19 protein-coding genes are annotated in these 18,763 nt (G+C 37.9%); 9 read left to right on the forward strand and 10 right to left on the reverse strand.

The features are described from left to right. Positions 1 to 236 precede the first annotated feature (236 nt). Positions 237 to 1,472, reverse strand: coding sequence for a T9SS type A sorting domain-containing protein (locus ACHFIY_RS16065; RefSeq protein ID WP_410847135.1), 1,236 nt, complete (start codon positions 1,470 to 1,472; stop codon positions 237 to 239). Between the two features lie 370 nt (positions 1,473 to 1,842). On the opposite strand from ACHFIY_RS16065, the gene ACHFIY_RS16070 reads away from it, so the two are divergent. Together ACHFIY_RS16070 and ACHFIY_RS16075 are read left to right on the forward strand one after the other, a co-directional pair. Then, a complete protein-coding gene (locus ACHFIY_RS16070; protein ID WP_410847136.1) occupies positions 1,843 to 2,037 on the forward strand; it encodes a hypothetical protein in 195 nt (64 codons plus the stop codon). A gap of 895 nt (positions 2,038 to 2,932) precedes the next feature. Then, on the forward strand, positions 2,933 to 3,280 hold the full coding sequence (locus ACHFIY_RS16075) for a hypothetical protein (RefSeq protein ID WP_410847137.1): 348 nt from the start codon (positions 2,933 to 2,935) through the stop codon (positions 3,278 to 3,280). Here ACHFIY_RS16075 and ACHFIY_RS16080 read toward each other — a convergent pair. From ACHFIY_RS16080 to ACHFIY_RS16090, 3 genes are all read right to left on the reverse strand, one after another. Next, positions 3,257 to 4,288, reverse strand: a complete 1,032-nt coding sequence (locus tag ACHFIY_RS16080) for a GntR family transcriptional regulator (RefSeq protein WP_410847138.1) — start codon at positions 4,286 to 4,288, stop codon at positions 3,257 to 3,259. The genes ACHFIY_RS16075 and ACHFIY_RS16080 overlap by 24 nt on opposite strands. Positions 4,289 to 4,514: 226 nt before the next feature. Continuing rightward, complete coding sequence (locus ACHFIY_RS16085) at positions 4,515 to 6,044, reverse strand: glycosyltransferase family 39 protein (protein ID WP_410847139.1); 1,530 nt, start codon at positions 6,042 to 6,044, stop codon at positions 4,515 to 4,517. 181 nt (positions 6,045 to 6,225) lie between these two features. Continuing rightward, positions 6,226 to 7,212 (reverse strand): aldo/keto reductase, encoded by a 987-nt coding sequence (locus ACHFIY_RS16090; RefSeq protein WP_410847140.1) that lies wholly within the window; start codon positions 7,210 to 7,212, stop codon positions 6,226 to 6,228. 237 nt (positions 7,213 to 7,449) lie between these two features. Here ACHFIY_RS16090 and glgP point away from each other — a divergent pair, with 237 nt between their 5' ends. Continuing rightward, complete coding sequence (gene glgP / locus ACHFIY_RS16095) at positions 7,450 to 9,102, forward strand: alpha-glucan family phosphorylase (protein WP_410847141.1); 1,653 nt, start codon at positions 7,450 to 7,452, stop codon at positions 9,100 to 9,102. Between the two features lie 276 nt (positions 9,103 to 9,378). Here glgP and ACHFIY_RS16100 read toward each other — a convergent pair whose 3' ends face one another. The 3 genes from ACHFIY_RS16100 to ACHFIY_RS16110 all read right to left on the reverse strand — a co-directional run bounded on the left by ACHFIY_RS16100 (position 9,379) and on the right by ACHFIY_RS16110 (position 11,665). Further along, positions 9,379 to 10,062 (reverse strand): hypothetical protein, encoded by a 684-nt coding sequence (locus ACHFIY_RS16100; protein WP_410847142.1) that lies wholly within the window; start codon positions 10,060 to 10,062, stop codon positions 9,379 to 9,381. Positions 10,063 to 10,146: 84 nt separating this feature from the next. Then, on the reverse strand, positions 10,147 to 11,214 hold the full coding sequence (locus ACHFIY_RS16105; protein WP_410847143.1) for an acyltransferase: 1,068 nt from the start codon (positions 11,212 to 11,214) through the stop codon (positions 10,147 to 10,149). A 136-nt stretch (positions 11,215 to 11,350) separates the two neighbouring features. Next, a complete protein-coding gene (locus ACHFIY_RS16110) occupies positions 11,351 to 11,665 on the reverse strand; it encodes a hypothetical protein (RefSeq protein WP_410847144.1) in 315 nt (104 codons plus the stop codon). A 994-nt stretch (positions 11,666 to 12,659) separates the two neighbouring features. On the opposite strand from ACHFIY_RS16110, the gene dcm reads away from it, so the two are divergent. Both dcm and ACHFIY_RS16120 read left to right on the forward strand, forming a co-directional pair. Then, positions 12,660 to 13,898 carry a DNA (cytosine-5-)-methyltransferase gene (gene dcm, locus ACHFIY_RS16115; protein ID WP_410847145.1) on the forward strand — a complete coding sequence of 413 codons (1,239 nt, stop codon included), beginning with the start codon at positions 12,660 to 12,662 and terminating at the stop codon, positions 13,896 to 13,898. Positions 13,899 to 13,908: 10 nt separating this feature from the next. Further along, on the forward strand, positions 13,909 to 14,235 hold the full coding sequence (locus tag ACHFIY_RS16120; protein WP_410847146.1) for a hypothetical protein: 327 nt from the start codon (positions 13,909 to 13,911) through the stop codon (positions 14,233 to 14,235). Here the strand turns inward: ACHFIY_RS16120 and ACHFIY_RS16125 are convergent. The 3 genes from ACHFIY_RS16125 to ACHFIY_RS16135 form a co-directional block, all read right to left on the reverse strand. Beyond that, positions 14,211 to 14,975, reverse strand: a complete 765-nt coding sequence (locus ACHFIY_RS16125) for an Eco47II family restriction endonuclease (RefSeq protein ID WP_410847147.1) — start codon at positions 14,973 to 14,975, stop codon at positions 14,211 to 14,213. The genes ACHFIY_RS16120 and ACHFIY_RS16125 overlap by 25 nt on opposite strands. A 103-nt stretch (positions 14,976 to 15,078) precedes the next feature. Next, on the reverse strand, positions 15,079 to 15,144 hold the full coding sequence (locus tag ACHFIY_RS16130; protein ID WP_410847179.1) for an LEPR-XLL domain-containing protein: 66 nt from the start codon (positions 15,142 to 15,144) through the stop codon (positions 15,079 to 15,081). 943 nt (positions 15,145 to 16,087) lie between these two features. Then, complete coding sequence (locus ACHFIY_RS16135) at positions 16,088 to 16,561, reverse strand: universal stress protein (protein ID WP_410847148.1); 474 nt, start codon at positions 16,559 to 16,561, stop codon at positions 16,088 to 16,090. A 214-nt stretch (positions 16,562 to 16,775) separates the two neighbouring features. Between ACHFIY_RS16135 and ACHFIY_RS16140 the strand changes: the two genes are divergently transcribed. From ACHFIY_RS16140 to ACHFIY_RS16155, 4 genes are all read left to right on the forward strand, one after another. After that, complete coding sequence (locus tag ACHFIY_RS16140) at positions 16,776 to 17,333, forward strand: sigma-70 family RNA polymerase sigma factor (RefSeq protein WP_410847149.1); 558 nt, start codon at positions 16,776 to 16,778, stop codon at positions 17,331 to 17,333. An 87-nt stretch (positions 17,334 to 17,420) separates the two neighbouring features. Further along, positions 17,421 to 17,663: an anti-sigma factor family protein gene (locus tag ACHFIY_RS16145; protein ID WP_410847150.1), complete on the forward strand. Its 243-nt coding sequence runs from the start codon at positions 17,421 to 17,423 to the stop codon at positions 17,661 to 17,663. A gap of 97 nt (positions 17,664 to 17,760) precedes the next feature. Beyond that, on the forward strand, positions 17,761 to 18,192 hold the full coding sequence (locus ACHFIY_RS16150; RefSeq protein ID WP_410847151.1) for a DM13 domain-containing protein: 432 nt from the start codon (positions 17,761 to 17,763) through the stop codon (positions 18,190 to 18,192). A 93-nt stretch (positions 18,193 to 18,285) separates the two neighbouring features. Continuing rightward, complete coding sequence (locus tag ACHFIY_RS16155; RefSeq protein WP_410847152.1) at positions 18,286 to 18,750, forward strand: YHS domain-containing (seleno)protein; 465 nt, start codon at positions 18,286 to 18,288, stop codon at positions 18,748 to 18,750. The last annotated feature ends 13 nt before the right edge of the window (positions 18,751 to 18,763 follow it).

Genomic DNA, 18,763 nt, shown 5'->3' on the forward strand with positions numbered 1-18,763 from the left:
ACCTCCTACCGCCTCAAAATCTCCCTCAACAACACATTTTCTTTTTGGGTATCGGGAAAGCAAATCAGAGATTTGCAAACGCTCGTCATAGTCAGAGACTATGCCGAGCGTTTTATGCTAAGAACTCTACGACTAGCTGGGACACAACAACGGCGAAGAATAGAGCGAAGACCAACAAGGGCGGAACCCTTAATTATTTAGCCTCGTGAGCTAGCTAGGCACACGAAGTGTACATATTAATTTACGATTAGCTTTTCGGTTTTTACCTCATTGTCATTTCCTACTATTCTTATTATAAATAAGCCTTTATCAAAATGTTGAACATTTATAGGTTGAATTTTCACTGGGTTTCTTATCACTTGTATAGTTTGACCTAAAGAATTAATAATCTTAATTTCTTTGGCATTTTCTGAATAAATATTTGTAACTTCTTTTGCAGGGTTAGGGTATATAACAATTTGTCCAATCCGTGTCTGATTTTTTAGTATTATTTCTTTTATTCCACTATAAGTTTTCGTCCCGTCCTTATCAACAATTTCTAATCTATAAAGTATTGGCTTTTCTCTTTCAATTTTTGTTAATGAATCATTATAAGTATAACTGCTTGGCTTGTTTTTAGCAATGACTTTTCCAATAGTTATAAAATCTTTGCTATTAGCACTTCTTTGAATATTAAAATAGTTAGTATTTAATTCCGTAGAAGTACTCCAACTATTTTCAACAAATGAAGTTCCTTGTTGCAAAAGGTTATATTGAAATATTTGTACAGGTAAAGTAACTTTAGGTGTAATAATTATCATTTGGCATAACCAGTTTGAATTTTTAGCAGTAAAAGATGAATTCCCTGTTGAAGTAGTTTCTGGCCTTATTGCATAAAATAAGTTATGAAGTGAATTTTGTGATAATATCTTCCAAGTTGGGTTAGAATTAGCAATAGTAGGGTTTGACACCCCAAATAATCCATTAGTAGCACTCATTAAGTATAAACTATTTGCAACAACTGGTTTAACTGAATTTTTAAATGAAGGGTTAGAACCAGCAATAGAATCTTGTGCTGAAGCTGCGATTGGATTTATTAAATCATGCCCTGCTATTCTAAGTAAAATTGCTTGTTGTGTTTGTGGCCCAACGGATATAGTAAAAGTAAAATCTGTAGCTGCAACATCGTTTGAGTCAGCAATTTTATAAAGACAACTTAAATGTGTAAAGCCATTCGTATTTGTACAAGGCCAGTTATTCTCAATAATTAAATTCCATCCTGGAGAGCTACAAGTGGAATAACCACATTCATTTGCCCCACATTGTAAAAACAATAAATCTCCTACTATTAAACCTGAAGGTTTAAAGATGGTTATTAAATTGTTGTTACCAGATGAAGTTGCAGTAGTATAAGATCTTATTGCTAATTGGGCTGATGTAATTTTGCTTTCAAGTATAAGAAGCAGTGTAATAATAAATATATATATTTTCATTTTGTTTTTGATTTATATGACTGCTTTTACAGTAATGCCATTAACTCTTAAATATATACAACCTTCTTCTTCCCCTCCAAAAATAAGTGTATTCTCTTTAATTTTCCACCCTCATCGCTTCAAAATCTCCTTCAACAACACATTTTCTTTTTGGGTATCGGGAAAGCAAATCAGAGATTTGCAAACACGACGTCATAGTCAGAGACTATGCCGAGCGTTTTATGCTAAGAACTCTACGACTAGCAGGGCCGAGCTAGGTGTATAAACTTGCGTAAGTGCAGTAATTTACACAATTCCAGCTATTTGTTACATCATTCACAGTTGTTGCAACACTTTCTGGTTATATAGCCTACCTTGTTGAAAATAACATATGGAAAAGCGTGTATTAGGCATTATTTTATCTATTCTGGGCATCATTGGGCTCATTTATGCAGGCATTAGTTTTATGAATGGTGGTGCTGGCGAAAGGAATTTCAAAGCCATTTTATTTTCTGGCATTTTGGGTGGCATTTTCTTTTTTGCTGGCATTGCCTTGGTTAAAAATACAAAGGATAAAGAGACCTGATTCATAAAGGGTTCAATCAAATCCTTAGCTGATTTTACCTTGGTTAAGGGCATTTTCTTTTCGTATGGAAAGAACTATTACCAAGTAATATTCGGAAACCTTCCACGCTATCGCACGCCCTTTAATAATCAACGGTCGCTGCCGCACTCCCGTGGCGTGTGTGCCTTTCGCTTCGTTCTCACCGTCATTTCGAGGCACGAGAAATCTAACCAAATATAAAGTTGCTGCTATTTTGTAAGCAATTACACCTAGCAAAATCAATAATTGTCCCTATCCGTAAGTACCCCATCAACCAATAACCCAAGCAAAAAACATTTCCCCAAAATGCTAACAAATTTAGTTTATCTTTGTACAGCATTTGGCATTAAGGATGGTGCAGAACAGTCCACCCTTTACCAAACACTAAATCACAGTTCTTTTTTTACTAATATTAAAATAGTAGTTTTTGCCAAAAAAAGGGCTCGCATTTATGCTCAAAAAATGTGCAAAAATACGCACAAAACACGCATAAAATATGCACAAAACACGCAAAAAAAAAGCACAAAATAAGCATAAAACACTCAAAAAAAAATAAAAATAGTATTGAAAATCAATGTTTTATGAGAGAATGTGCGATTTTTGAAAAACATTAGCATAAAAAATGACCGCAAATAGGCAAAAACTGAAACTATTTTAATAAAAAAAATAATGAAAAGATATTATAAAAAATGAGCAAAGGTTCTTGTCCCCCCCCCCGCCTTTGTTCCCACTTACGCTCACTTTAGAGAGTCGTGGGTGAGGTCGTATTGGGGTGAGGGTTAAATAAATAAATGAAAAACTTTTATAGCTTCTTTTTTATCATCTTTCATTTACTTACTTTTTTACCATAAATTACTATCATTTTAAAACCAATAAAATGAAAAAATGGCTGTGGCTTGCTTACTTTGTTGTGGCTTTTGGATGTTTTATGGCTGCAATGCTCTTACATTTTTATATTCCAAATATGAAAGGGCTGCATGTGGCAGAAATAACATTGATAGCCTTGGCTATTTTTTTGTTTATAAAAAGCGAGGTTGCAAAAAAGGGCGTGTTTAGCAAAAAACAGTCGTATTTATTTGCTAGTATTTGCTTAATGATTGGAGCAGGGTTTTATTTTTTTAGATATGTACATGCCTATCAATTAAAAAATGATTTTGGCATAGTGATTTATGGATTGGCTTTTTTTGTTCATTTAGCACTTTTACAAAGAAGACCGCAACCTTAGGTAAAAAGGCATTTCCTCATGTTCTATTGTTTTTTCCAATATCATTTCAGCTGCGCGCTTGCCCATTAAGTAAAAATCGGTAGAAATAGTAGTAATACCGTTCAAGATTACTTTTTTCACTGCGGATTCGTTGTACGAAATCACCCCCACATCTTTTCCAACTTGCAAGGGGGTGGTCAATATTTTTTCAATCAGTTCTACCAAGTCGTTTTCCATAAGTGTTATAAACACTTCTCCGGCATTTATCGGTTCGTCGTGCAGGTGGTTTACAACTACATAATTAAAAGCATATTGATGGCAGAAATTGAGGAACCCTACTATTTGCTCCTTCGGGAAATTTGCATATTCTGGCGAAACAATTTTTAGCGTATGGTACCTGCCTAGCTGCTCCAATGCTTGCTCTAGTGCATGGTAAATGTCTTTTTCAAAGTTTTGGTAAATGGCTGCAAAGCGGCCAGTAATGCCTGGCACTAATTTGTCTATAACTACTAATTTGTTTTTCGGCACGGTATTGATTATTTCATGCACGTTCTCCCCAGCTTCCCCAAAATGCGGCATCATCACATAATGCGTGTATTGGTCTATTCTAGATGACAATAATTTTTTAAAGAACGTAAAATCGTTGTTATATACAAAAAAGTCAATAGCTGCCGTTTCGCCAATATTGGCCACGAAAGTGTCGTAGATAATTTTCTTATGTGGGCTTAGCTTGTTGAAAAGCATTAAAATTTTCAATGGGTTATCAATTTCCGCATCTTTTATAAAATAGCCCTTGCCCGGCACAGAGCCAAGTGCCCCTATTTTTTTTAGGTGCCTGTAGCCCTTCTCGGCAGTGTCCCTTGATATTTCAAACTCAAAACTAAGCTCATTGATAGAAGGCATGGTATCGCCTTCATTCAGTTTACCTTCCTTAATGGCCTTTACGATAGCATTTGCTAATTGAAGATATTTGGGCGTGGATGAATAATAATTGATGTCTATATACTTGAAAAAATTTTTAGGTATCATATTCTGCAATCATCATTTGAAGCAATGCAAAGTCGAATATTTTATTTCAAAAACAAAATTTATTCTTAAAGATACGTTATTACTCACCACATAGGCATATAGTACACATAGTTTTAAGCGAGCAAAAAAGAAAACAAAGCCGTTCAATCCATTAAGTACGATGAACCTATATTCCCTCTCTTTTTCTTCCTTAAGCGTACTATTGTGCCTATGCCGTGAACAATCCCTACTGTTTTGAAAAACCATGTTCAGGAATTTCTTTTTCTATCCTTTTATTAATATTAATCCTTGCATTCTTTAAAACATAAATACTCGTGCCATATTCCCTTGAATATGGGTTGGCATTGCTCCAGGCTTTATATACGGTATTAAACAATGGTTTTTCTGTAATCCTCTCTTTGTCCTTGTCATTTTTATATTTAATCAATATCACGTGCCGTATAGGCTTATCAAGCGGTATCCAGTTGATATAATCCGCATCGAAAGATACTGCATGAATTTGTTTAAAACTAGAATAATAATTAATGGCCCCAGCTTGGCCATAATTGTCGCAGAGTACAAGTGTACCTGTTTTGTTGGGTAGTTGGCTATAAGCAGCATCTACTTCGTGGGCTAACTCGCTCCACCCTGTCATGTCAGCAAAATCTTGTGGTATCGGATGGTCTTTGCCATCCTCCCATCGCAATAGGCCTAGGACTTTGTACCGCTGGTTATTTTGTTGTATTTGTGCAGGGCTTTGTATGGGCATTGCTATGGCAAGGAAAGGGATAGATAGCCCTATGACAAATACAAAAGCAACACCTCGCAAGTGCTTTAGCCAGCCTTCTGCTAAAAGTATTTCTATATACACAGCCCCAAAAGCAATGAGCATGGGGTATAGCCCTATGGCATAATAGCTTTTTGCCTTGCAAAAAAGAAATAAGGCGATGGTAAAAAGATAGCCCCAGAAAAAAAACTTGTATTTTTTAAATGGCTGGTAACGGAAAAATGCTAGAAAAGCAGCAATTATGAGGAATATTGAATTGGCAAAATATAAAAACTGGTCTTTCACAAAAACAAACCTATCCACATTTACAAGCTGGGTTGCTGCTAATTCCTGCAACTGGCCCCAGGTGGGGAAATGGTTTTGGTATTGCCATATTATATTGGGCAATACAATTGCCAAAGCAATGCCCATAGCCATGTAAAAATGCTTGTTGATGAATAACGCCTTGTGTTCTGTAAGCAACAATGCTGGCATTAAGCCCAAAACCAAAAAGGCGATGTTGTACTTGCTTAATAAGCCCAAGCCAATGGCAATACCCGAGGCCAGTAACCATTTGGTATTGGCAGTGCTGATATATTTTACAATGGTAAAGTAGGTAAGAGTCCAAAAGAAAATATCAAGCGAATTGGGCTGGTACAATGTGTTTACCCGAAGCAATACGCCAAGCAGGATAGATATGCTACTTAGCATCAAGGCAAAAAGCCCCCCTTTGAGTATATTGATCGTTTGCCATACAAGCCATAGTGTAAGCGAACCGAAAAGCGCAGGGAAAAATTTTACCCAAAATACCCCATTGCCCAATAGTTTTATGATGCAGGAAATCCAGGAAGTCATTGGTGGCACCGAAATATAGCCCCATGCCAGGTGGTTTGCCATGTCTAGGTGCAGGTATTCGTCCCTTTGTAAATCGTAAGCAGGGTTGATAAGTGCATATTGCAATATAAACTTCACTAAAATAATCCCAGCGAGCAACAATGTTTTGTTTTTCATGGGTACTTGTGCAATTTTAAAAAATTAGCCCCGAAGGCACGAATACACAAAGAGGCACAAAGTTTTAACTAAAGAAGAAGGAAAAAAGAAAGGAAGGAATACTTTTTTTCTTTTCTTCTTAGGCCTCTTTGAGTCTTCGTAGCTTTGTGGCAAAATAATACCTTGCTAATAACGTAGAACACTATCCCAATATTTCATTTATCTTACCCAACTCTTCCGTGGAAAAATGAGGATTTTCTAAACAAGCTATTGAATTTAGTACTTGTTCTGGCCTGCTTGCCCCTATCAGCACAGTGGTTATCCTTTTGTCTTTCAATATCCATGAAAGCGCCATTTGGGCTAGGGTTTGTCCACGGGCAACGGCCAAGCTGTTCAACGCTTTTATCTTCCCAATTACGTCGGGGGTAATATCTGTTTCTTTCAAAAACAAGTTTCGTGTAGCCCTTGCCCCTTCGGGTATGCCATTCAGGTACTTGTCGGTCAATAAGCCTTGTGCCAATGGCGAGAAAGGGATACAACCAACACCATTGGATTCCAACACGTCTAGCAAGCCGCCTTCTACCCATCTTTCAAACATAGAATACTTCGGCTGGTGTATTAAACAAGGCGTGCCAAGCTGTTTCAAAATAGCAAATGCCTGTGCAGCCATTTCAGCTGGGTAATTGGATATGCCTGCATAGAGTGCTTTCCCTTGCCTTACAATCAAATCAAGTACCTGCATGGTTTCTTCCAAAGGCGTATCTGGATCGGGGCGGTGGTGGTAAAAAATATCCACATAGCTAAGCTGCATCCGTTTTAGGCTTTGGTCTAGGCTAGATACAAGGTATTTTTTACTGCCCCAGTCGCCATAAGGCCCATCCCACATGGTATAGCCAGCTTTTGATGAAATGATTAATTCATCACGGTAGCCTTCAAAATCTTCTTTCAATATTTTACCAAAATTGGTTTCTGCGCTGCCCGGGGGCGGTCCGTAGTTATTGGCAAGGTCAAAATGGGTAATGCCATTATCGAAGGCAGTCCTTAGTATATTTTTACAATTGGCAACGGCATCTACATCGCCAAAATTTTGCCACAAACCAAGCGAAATGGCGGGCAATAACACGCCGCTGCGCCCACAACGGTTATAAGGCATTTTTTGGTAACGGTCGGGTGCTGGTTGATATGGCATGAAATGAAATTTTGTTTAAGCCGCAAGATAAGAGATTCAACTATTTGAAAGAGATTGCAAATTTTTATTTTTTTCTAAATTGCTGACCAAAATCAAGAAAATATCCATCACGTTTCGCCATCTTTACCAAATTAAAACAGGAGGCATTATTATGCAAGGATGATAATTCAATGTGTAAAAAATACATATTGCATAATTCCCCTTATTTTGCAACTGCATTTCACTAAAAAACAATTTATGAACTTTAGAAATTTTCAGGTTCCTTATGAGGTAAACGAAAAATATGCAAAAAAAGCAGCTTATTTTTCAATGGAGTTTGCCATACACCAGCCTTTAAAAATATACAGTGGCGGCCTTGGCTTTCTTTCAGGCTCGCATTTGCGCAGTGCTTATGAATTAAAGCAAAACATGGTGGGCATTGGTATTTTGTGGAAATATGGTTATTACGACCAAACACGCAACCAAGACCAAACCCTTCAACCGGCTTGGCTTGAAAAAAACAATTCTTTTTTGGAAGATACAGGCATCAAGTTCCAGATACTGATACATGATGCCCCGGTTTGGATAAAAGCTTGGTACTTAGCACCAGAAACATTTGAATCTGCTCCGCTGTTTTTATTAAGCACCGACATACCTGAAAACGACTATGTTTCACAAACCATCTGCCACCGCTTGTACGATGCAAACACTGCTACCAAAATTGCCCAGTTTATTTTACTAGGCGTAGGCGGGGCAAAATTGATGGACGAAATTGGCTTTAACCCAGACGTTTACCATTTAAACGAAGCCCATGGTATTTCCTCTGCATTTTATTTATTGAATAAATTCAGGAGCGTGCATACGCTAAAGGAACACTTGGTATTTACTACCCACACCCCAGAAGAGGCTGGGAACGAAAAGCACGATATTTACCTATGCCATAAAATGGGTTATTTCTGTGGGCTAAGCATAGATGAAGTACGCAGGCTTACAGGCACTAATGACGATTTGCTGAACCATTCGCTGGTTGCATTGCGTTTTGCAAGGAAAGCAAATGGCGTTTCTGAACTGCATGGGCATGTATCGAGGGAAATGTGGGGCAAATACGAAGGCATCTGCGAGATTACGTCCATTACCAATGCGCAAAACTGGAAATACTGGGCAGACAAAAAACTATACAAGGCCAAAGAAGAAAAAGACGACACCGCTTTTGAAGAGAGGAAGCATTACCTAAAAAAACGGGCTTTTGAGATAGTGGCGGATCAAACAGGTAAAATATTTGACCCAAATGTGCTTACCATTGTTTGGGCCAGGCGTTTTGCAGGCTACAAGCGTGCCGACATGCTTACTTACGACATGGAGCGTTTTGAACGTTTGCTAAGCAATACCCAACACCCTGTACAGATTATCTGGGCGGGCAAGCCTTACCCATTCGATTACCCAGCTATTGGCACTTTCAACAACCTAGTTTACCTGAGCAAAAAATACAAGAATGTATCTGTTTTGATTGGTTATGAACTAGCACTAAGCAAGCGCCTTAAAGAATGCGCAGATATATGGCTAAACAACCCCAGAGTACCAAGGGAAGCTAGCGGCACTAGCGGCATGACGGCAGCTATGAACGGGGCAGTAAACTTTAGCACAGACGATGGCTGGATACCAGAGTTTGTAAACCATGGCGTAAATGGCTTTGTAGTGCCAAAAGCAGACTATGTAAACATGACCATACACGATCAGGATGAGTATGACTTGAACAAGCTATACGATATTCTGGAACACGAAATTTTGCCTGCCTACTACGATAAAAATGGCTCATGGAAAAGCATTGTGCAAAATGGCATGGACGATGTGCGCATCAAGTTTGACAGCAACCGCATGGCAGATGAGTACTACGAAATCATGTATAAGTAATTATGAATTATTAGTTATGAATTATTAATCACAGGGATACACAAATAAACAAGTTACTACTCAAGTGTAAGTTTGGTTAATATTTCACAAAGGCACAAAGAGGCACAAAGTTTTAAGGGAAGAAGAAGGTTTATGTTATCAAGATCTTTTAGCTTTCTTTTTCTTTGTGCTTCTTCGTGTTTTATGCATTTGTGGCTAAAAAAAGATATTCCTTTGTTGAGTACCAACAAACCTTTTAAGCATGAAAATAAAATGCTTGGTGATTACATCATCCAATTATTTATCGGTAAAATAAACACTCAAGCAAATATTCTGCCTGTGCAAGGCAGCAATTGGGTTGCTGTAAAAACCACTAATGTTATCGGGCTTCAAATTAACCAGCCCTTTTGAAAATGTTATTTGCGGCTTAATAATTACGCTCTTGGCAGGTATTTCTACACCAATGCCAGCCGTGCCCAAAATATCTACATTGAACAGCCTGAATTTTTCCTTGGTTTCTTCCTTTTGGTTCAATGTATGAAGAAAAGTAGGCCCAGCCACAATATAAGGCTTGATATGCTTATTGCCAATCTTGTACAAAAAAGGCGCATTGAGGCAGAGGCTACTTGCTTCAAAATTTATCTCTTCCGATGTGTTGTCCTTTTTATTGTAACTCAATTTGCCGCAATCTGTTATAGATAAGTAAAATGTAGGCAAAAATTCTATTTTACTGCTAATTTTCACTGAATAATTAAACCCTAGGTTCAACATGAAACTACTTTTAGACGATATGCTGTTCAGGGTATCTTTATAATTAATTGGTTGCTTGTTCCAATTGCTATTTTCCACAGTAAGGCTACTTAGCCCAAAACCAACAGATACACCTGCCTTCCCTGCCTTTTTTTTATACGTTTGGGCAAAACCAGACGAGGCATATAAAATAAAAAAAAGACATGGTAGCACTAGTTTTAAATTTCTCATAAAAGTTAGTTGAACAAAGTTTTAAGGTTGTATTATTGATTCATTAGATAATAATCTATTACAAATATATTTTAAACTACCTTTCTAACCAAGCGTTTTGTTCAAAAAAGGCACTAAGCGTACCAGCTTTACCAACAGGTACGATAGCACCAAAGTGCCTGTTGCCCTTATGGGCACAGTGTACCATGCGCTCTGGTTTGCAAAGTGGCTTTCAAGCAGGGCACCTCCTTCAAATAGTGAATGTAGCACTATCACATGCACCAAATACAGGGCATAGCTTTCCTTGCTGCCTTCGCTTATTATGTTATACAAGATACCCTTTCCTGGCAAAGCCGATACCTTGTTTTTCAACCATACAAAAAGACCTGTGGCCATCATCACTACATCAATGGTTGTATCGCTTTCCATTATTTCTGGCCCGTTGCTGAAATGGGTAACCTTAAAAATACATGGAAATATGATTGCGGACAAAAGGAAACCAACAACCATCAACCCATACAATAAGGCTGTTATTTTTTTGGAAAATGGATAAGTGTTTAAGTAATAGCCTAGTATAAAATACCCTGCATAACCAGTAAAATCTTTTAGCTCTATGCCAATTTTCCAGTCAAATGCAACCTCGGCTACACCAAACAAACAATTTGCTATAAGCCAAACCAGCAGGTAATATTCAACATGCTTTCGCTCGGCACTTTTTACAAACAGGTGAAGGATGGGGTAAATTAAATAAATGCCCACCATCATATACAAAAACCAGAAGTGATAGATAACCGGCCCTTGCAAAAACTGGTTAATGGTTGTACCCAAATGAAACCCGCCCCATTTTGCATCTGTATTGTACACATCTATCACTACATATACCATGCTCCAGAAAAACAGTGGGAGCAGCAGCTTGGGTATGCGCTCAGCAAACAATTGCCGCAGGTTTACTTCCTTCTTAGGGTTTAGCAAAAACATGCCACTTAGCATTACGAACATAGGCACGCAAAACCTGCAAATGCCATAGTATATCACGTTTGCCCACCAATTGCTAGGCAGCATGGCGTTGTACCCAATGTGGTAGTCGGCCGTATTGTGCAGCAATACAACAGCTACAATAGACATGAACCGCAGTGTATCGGCATAAAACAGCCTGTTGGCATTTTTTGTCATCGTTTATTTGCCACAAAGGCTCGAAGGCACGAAGCGGCACAAAGTTTTAAATGTGATAAAAATATATTAGGCAAAAATCCCTTTCTTCATCTTTGTGCTTCTTTCTATCTTTGCGCCTTTGTGGCAAAACAAAACATCAATACACCAAGTCTTCATAAGCTGCTTGCAGCTCGTTGTAGGCATGGTTGTCTTTTGCCAGCTTGGCTGCTGCCATGCCTTTCTCGTACCAAGTTATGGCAAGCGTTGCTTCCTCCAGTTTTTCCAGCAGCTTGGCCAAATGGTAATAGCTGCCCACATAGCCGGGGCTATCGGCAAGTATGGCTTCAAACAAAGCCCTTGCTTTTAGGTCCTCCCCTATTTTAATGTATTCCAATGCCAAGGCATGACGCAGGAAATTGTCATTCGGGGTGGCTTTTAAAAATTCGTTTAATTTTTCTATTTTATCCATCATATTGAAGTGCAATTTAGGGAAAAGGATTTTGATAGCTTGGGATGCAAAAACCTGATGGGTAGGCTGTTCAGAATAGACTTTAAAGACTTCGTAAAGTTTTAAGCGAAGGTTTAACCACAAAGAACACAAAGTTTTTCGCAAAGAAGCACAAAGAAAGCTTCTTTGTAGGTAAAACGTTTCACTTAAAGGACACAAAGATTGGTGCGACTAGACTACTAAACAGTAAATGTACTTTTGCGTAAGTAGCCGAACACTATACGAAGAAGAACCGCTGATTTTGAACAACCTACCTATGAGAATACAAAACGACAACATTTGTGTATTTTTTATAATATCTATTTTAGCTGGGTTTTTATTAAAATAGTTTCAGTTTTCCCTTTTTTCGGGCTTTTTTCCTACTCTGTGTTTTTTGAAAAATCGCTTTCGCTCAGTAAAACCATTGATTATCAACAATATAGGAAAATAATTGTGAGTGTTTAGTGCGTGTTTTGTGCGTACTTTTTGAGTGATTTGTGCGTGATTTATGAGTGATTTGTGAGAAAAAGTGAGTGATTTGTGGGTGATAAACGCAACACCAATTTTGACACTACAACTATTTTAATATTAGTAAAAAAAGAACTACGATGAAACTGCCGATATATTAGCTTGTAAATAATTTTGTATAATGTGCATTTCTGGCACAAAGATAGGTTTTTTAGAAATTGCAAGCATTTGCTTTATTTGCCAAAAGGCATACGGTATAAGCTAGTAATCTGCCATCGGTTCGTTGTTGGTAGGAGACACAACAACGGCGAAGAATGGAGCGAAGACCAACAAGGGCAGGAAATTGCTGCCTAATTGCACCGGTTTCATTCAACTAAGTTTTCATTGCATGTCCTTCGGACGCGACGAAAACTTAGTTATTAGCTGTAGTTTTTTTTCTCGCTTTGGTCTTGCACAATTGATTTTTTGTCCGTAAGTTTGTAACCATTGTATAAGGTTAAATAACTTGGTTATGAGTGAATATTTATCATTGTCGGAAGCGTCTGAACTAATTGGCAAAAGCAAAGAAACGCTAAGGCGTTGGGATAGAGAAGGCAAATTGTCTGCCGTCCGTGAGCCAATGAGTAATTACCGTGTCTATAAAAAAACCGAAGTCCAAACTTTATTTTCCGATTTTCTAAGTCAAGATACAAAAAAAACTGTGTTCAATTTTGCAGAACCTGAAAATGAATATCGGGTTTTGGAATTGTTTGCAGGTGCTGGTGGCTTGGCTGTTGGCATGGAAAAAGCTGGGTTAAAATGTGTTGCCCTAAATGAAATTGATAAATGGGCGTGTCAAACTTTACGCAAAAACCGCCCAAATTGGAAAGTGTTGGAAGGTGATATAAAAGCCTTTGACTTTTCGGAATATCATAATAAAGTTGATGTTGTAACTGGTGGTTTTCCTTGTCAAGCATTTAGTTACGCAGGTAAAAAATTAGGTTTAGCTGATGCAAGAGGAACACTTTTTTATGAGTTTGCAAGGGTTGTAAAGGAAGCAAATCCACCAATTTGCATTGGTGAAAATGTTCGTGGTTTGTTGAGCCACGAAAACGGAAAAACTTTGCAAGGAATGATTTCAATTTTAGATGAAATTGGTTATAACGTAGTTCCAATTCAGGTTTTAAAAGCTATTAATTTTAAAGTTCCGCAAAAAAGGGAACGTTTGATTTTAGTGGGCATTAGAAAAGATATTGATTTGAAATATGAATACCCGAAGCCTTACAAAAAAATATACAACCTAAAAGATGCCTTAAAAAAGGGCGAATTGTTTGAAAGCAATGTGCCAAAATCGGAAGGTGCAAAATATCCTAAAAGCAAAATTGAAGTCTTGGATTTAGTGCCTCAAAAAGGGTATTGGAGAGATTTGCCTTTGGATATTCAAAAACAATTTATGGGTGGAAGTTTTTATCTCGGTGGTGGCAAAACGGGTATTGCCCGCAGGATTGGTTGGGATGAGCCTTGCCTAACTTTAACTTGCAGCCCTGCCCAAAAACAAACGGAACGTTGCCATCCAGAAGAAACCCGCCCTTTTACTGTTCGTGAATATGCCAGGATCCAAACTTTTCCTGACGATTGGAACTTTGAGGGTTCTATAGCGCAGCAATACAAGCAAATTGGCAATGCAGTTCCTGTAAATTTGGGCAGGGAAGTTGGATACTCTATTGTTAATTTTTTAAACAAATACTACCAATCAAAAGAAACCAAATAAAAATGATGCCATGCGAAAAGATATTTTAGGTGTAGTCAAGCTTGGGCAGCTAAAAAGGATTCAATCTGTTGTGCATCGGAATTGGAAATTAGAAAACCAATTTGAGGATAGGGATTGGAAGGAGGAAATTAGTTTTATACTAAGAGGCAGGGGGCAACTTATTCCAGTAAATCTTCTAGTTGATTTTCTAGACAATGATTTGATTGAGCTTTTAAACAGGGAAGCTATAAGGTCTAATATCAAAGAGTGCAGCATTGATGTAAAAAATAAAATTGAGCGTATTTTAAAGTTGCTGGTGTTGCAATTAGGAAATCACATTTTATCAAATCCTAAATAGTAACTGTAATTTTCAAAAGTTATCTGGTCCAAGATAGTGCGGTTAGAAATTTCAGTTTCCAGTTTTATTTCATCAATGGCGGAATTTTCTTTTGCTGCATCTTTGCTTTCAATTGAATTCAGGTAATCTTTTATGGCTATTGGCAATACCTTATACAGTTGTAAAAGTGCATCTTCTTGGCCAGAAAGCAAAGCATAAAATTGGTCGCCTGAAATTTTGAAAACCCTGCTATGGCTGTATTCTTTGCCATTTATTTCACCTTTCCAATGTTCATTAAAACTTCCTTTGGCTAAAATTTGCACCCAATAGCAATTTGCTTTTTTGTAGGTGTCGGCATAAACTTTTAATTTTTGGAACAAGCTTTCTGCCGAGCTGCTGTTCATGGTGTTGTGTTTGTTTTTAATATCAGCAAATAAGGTGTTGTCATTTGCTTTAATGTCGAAACCACTTAAGTTACCAATTTCAAATCCCTCAATTCCGCCTAATATTTGTTCGTGAAAAGTGCCAATTGATTTGTTTATAGACTTGTCTATTTGGCGTAAAATTTCAGATTGAATAAGGCTTTCCTCGTCAATGTCATTAAATTTTGCGTCAAATGTCAATTTGATTGTGTCAACCTTATTTGTATAGAAATTTTTTTTAGTGATATTGTTTTTTGCTTTCAAATATGCCTTGTGAAGATTGCCAATGCAAGTCAACAAATGGTCGTTCGATATAAAGTTTACGTACTTATGCTTCATTAAAATTCTTGACTTAAAATTAGTCAGCTAAAATAACAGTTTTTGTTGAGGTTTCGTCCTTCTGCTCAAATTAGCAGGGTGGTCGCATCGGGAAGAATGACAGCTAAAGAGTCGGTATTTGGGATGTGGCTGAAAATAGCGCTGGGTCAGCCGACAACAAAAGCCTAATACCTGCTCCTAAAGTTCAAATATATAACCTACTGCCCAATATTGTACGGCCAGCCAGAACGAAAGCTAAAAAAAGGACTAAAGGCCGAGTTTGTTCTGTCAAGCCAGCCATATTGCAAATACGGATGTTAGTGGATGGCGGTTGTTGTTAGGATGGTTGTGTTTTATTCGCAATGCTTTATTTGCTTTTTGCATATATAACCTTGAAGTTTACCCTTGTTGTTCTTCCCTCCGTTCTTCGCCGCAGTTGGGTCTCCGACCAACAACGAACCGTTGGCAGATTAGCTAGTTTAGGAGGGTCCATTTCAAAATTTCGTTTTTTGTTGTTTTCTGTTTGGTAGAAATAGGAAATATTTAATTCACTGCCTTGCTGTTTGCTGCTAACCAAGCATCCTATATGGGGGCATTTTTGGATGCTCATGGGGGCATATTTCCCCCATATAGGATTTTTATTTTGGGCTATATACCTATTCATGCCAACTTTACATTAAATAAGGAACTAGGGCATCTTTGCCTTTACCCTCGCAACGGATGGTTGGCTTGGGAAAATGATAATCCACCATCAAAATCTTATCAGTTTATTATCAATAAATTATTAGTTTCCTATCAATAAACTATCATTCCATTATCAATGAACTATCATAAGATTCACTTAAATTATAGTAAAAAATGAGGCCAAAAAAAACATAAATAACTGAATATCAATGAGTTAATGGCAAAAAAGGGAAGTTGCAAAAAAAAATAAACCACCGAAAAACAACAAATAACCTAGTTCAAACCCAGATTTTGCTTGGCTTCGTTATAAAAGGCCTAAATGCAATAAAAACAAGTGTGTTCAAAACCTCAGAGGAAGGGTGTTCACAACAGGCTACCTGGCATGTCTAAATAGTGAAAGTTTTTTTTAATCTGTATGTTGGCAGCCATTTTAGGTTATCGATAATTTCTTACTCATCCTTGGTAGGTATTACAAGAATAGGTATTGGCGAATGCCTTATTACCTTATCTGCTATGCTGCCCATCAACAAGTGGGCAAGCCCCGTTCTGCCATGCGAACCCATCACTATTAAATCTGCTCCCCAATGCTCGGCAACTTTCAAGATAGCTTCGTAAGGCGATCCATCTTCAATAAACAGCTCAACTTCTTTGCCTGGGAACAATTTTTGGGCTATAGTATGCTGCATTTGGCCAAACTCTTTTTTTAGTATGTCTTCCACTTCTGCTTCTACATTGGTGGCAGAATGCATAATCATGCCTATCTCCGTCATGTCGCTTTCAGTCATCATCACCCTTGGCTCCACTATGCTCGCAATTGCTACTTCTGCCTGCAAGGCTTCTACTAGCTGCACGGCAGCCAATGCAACTTTTTCTGCAGAGGGTTCATCGTCCAATGCAATGAGGATTTTTTTAATACTTTTCATATTTGTTTGATTTTTTTAGCATAACCAATTGGCCATTACAGTAGTTTTACATCAATTCCCATACCGCCTTTTGTTGTTTGCAAAAGAACTTGCCGGTATAGGGTGCAATTGTTTTTTTATTGCTCACAATAGGGGCATCTCTTTTTCAGCAAGCCGTTTATCATCTCATTATATTTACTAATTTTACCACTGTCAACACCTCTAAAAAACAAGCATGGGACCTTTGTTGAAAGCAGAAGACTGGATAAATAAATATGGCGACATCTTGTATAACTATACCCTGCAAAGGGTAAGCGACAAGGGCTTGGCAGAAGACATAGTACAGGACACTTTTTTAAGTGCTTGGAAAAGCCGGGAAACCTACAATGCCCAGGCCTCGGAAAAGAACTGGTTGTTTGCCATCTGCAAGAACAAGATTATTGACCACTACCGCAAAAAAAGCACAAGTAAGGTCCAATATGGCGAGGCGGACACCACTAGCCATTTTTTTGACGATGCAGAGCATTGGACAAAGGAAGACCAGCCCAACGAATGGGGCATCAATTACCAGCAGCCTGTGGAAACCAAGGAGTTTTACAATATACTGGAGCTTTGCAAAAAGAAATTGCAGGAAATGCAGAAAAATGTATTTGTGATGAAGTACATGGAAGATTTGGAGTCGGACGAAATTTGTAAGGTTTTGAACATTACCCCGTCAAACTATTGGGTAATTATCCACAGGGCAAAGTTGCAATTGAGGAAATGCATTGAAAAGAATTGGTTAAATAACTAATATTATTTTAAGTTTTATATTTTAAGTTTTGAGTTTTGAGTTTTGAATTAAAAAGGGTCGTTTACATTTATTACCGAAAGAAGAAGCATGAACGTTGTAAATATCAGTTGCAAAAAAGCCACTTTCCTTATTTCTAAAAAAGAAGAAAAAGGAAAAATTACGCTGTGGGAGAGGTTTACCTTGCGGATGCACCTTTCTATCTGCTCGCTTTGCAAACGTTTTGAGCTGCAAACAGGCTTTATAGGGCGGAATGCCAAGCATAACCATGCTGATGAAAAACTGCCGCAGGGTGTGAAAACCCGTATTATTGTAGAAATGGAGAGGTTGTAAGAACTAAGCACCCCTAACCCAAAAATACCTTAAAAAAACTTCTAAATACTTGTAAGGCTTTTGTAATAACCCCGTCTGAACTAGCAAATTATTTAAAATGCTTTTTGGGGTAAAACACATCATTATTGTAACAGCCATTGTTTTAAGCATTGCTTCTTGTACTAAGGAAGCAACTTCTACCGCCACCCTCAACGAACGCATAGACAGCACCACAACAGTTGCAAAGTTGTCGGGCAGCTTTATAAGCGGGCCCTATGGCACCACTTCAGGCAAAGCAACCATCTATAAAACTGGGAGCAGTTATCAATTGGCATTGGAAAACTTTGCCGTAAGCAATGGCCCAGACCTGAAAGTGTATATAAGCAAAGAAATGCAGCCCGTCCATTTTGTAAAACTAGGCTCGCTAAAATCAACCAATGGCAATCAACTGTATGATATACCTGCTTCAATAGACTTAACCGAATACAAATATGCCCTTATCCATTGCGAGCAATACAACCATTTGTTTGGGTACGCAGGGCTGAATTAAGAATTATGAGTTATGAGTTAAACAAAATATCAACTGCCAAATATCAATTATCAACTGTCAATTATCAATTATTATAACCAACCATCAATTATTATGAAACGAGTATTTTTTATGGGCATGTTAGCCATGTTATCCATTGCGTCATTTGCCCAAACCGACAAATCGGGCGAACGGAAAACCCAGTTTAACCTTAGTAAAGACGTAGCCATTAAAGGGTACGACCCAACAAGCTATTTCATTGGCAAGCCAAAAGAAGGCAAACCCTCCTTTACTGCAACGTACATGGGCGTTACCTACTATTTTGCCAGTGCAGAGAACAGGGATTTATTCAAGAAAAACCCAGCACAATACGAACCCCAATATGGCGGGTGGTGTGCCTTTGCCATGGGCAACGATGGCAGCAAAGTAGAAGTAGACCCTGAAACCTACAAGATAGCCAATGGAAAACTATACCTGTTTTACAATAAGTTTTTTACCAACACGCTAAAAAGCTGGAACAAAGACGAGGCACACCTGATGAAAAGCGCAGATGCCAACTGGATGAAAATTTATAAATAACCTTCACACAAAA

The sequence above is a fragment of the Parasediminibacterium schistidii genome (assembly GCF_046546515.1).
Classification (GTDB): Bacteria; Bacteroidota; Bacteroidia; order Chitinophagales; family Chitinophagaceae; genus Parasediminibacterium.